This window comes from Mesorhizobium sp. BHbdii (genome assembly GCF_053848045.1).
Window position 1 is genome coordinate 1 of record NZ_JBSPKX010000178.1, and the last position, 471, is coordinate 471.

1 pseudogene is annotated in these 471 nt (G+C 57.1%); it reads right to left on the bottom strand.

Annotated elements, in window-relative coordinates:
* Nucleotides 1-471: pseudogene (locus tag ACWTU8_RS32495) on the bottom strand (hypothetical protein); the annotation flags it as partial.

Genomic DNA, 471 nt, shown 5'->3' on the forward strand with positions numbered 1-471 from the left:
TCGCCATATTTCATCAGCGAGGTGACCTTGCCGTCGGCCAATCGGCGCTTGATCACCTGATATTTGTCGGGATCCGATTTGCTGATCCCGACGTAGATTTCGCTACCGTCGACATCGACCGTCATGTCGCCGTGGCCAGGCCGGTGGTGCTCCATCCACTTCTGGCGCAAGACGCCGTCGATGGAAGAGATGAAGCTCGGTTCATTGCCGTCCGGCAATAGCTGTGAGCACACGATGTTGATCCCAAGCGGGGAGATCGAGCAGGAACCGGTGGTTCCTGGAAGCTGGGCAAGATCGATATCTGGGAATTTCTGCCGCAGCTTGAGATCGTAGCCAAAGACCACCGCTTTGCCGTAATTGCGCGTTGCACGCACCGCAATGCGATTACCGTCGCGGCTCGGATTGCCTTTGTAGGGCCCGAACTGAAGCTTGCTGTAGGCTGTCGACGCGAACACGATGTCCTCGTGATTG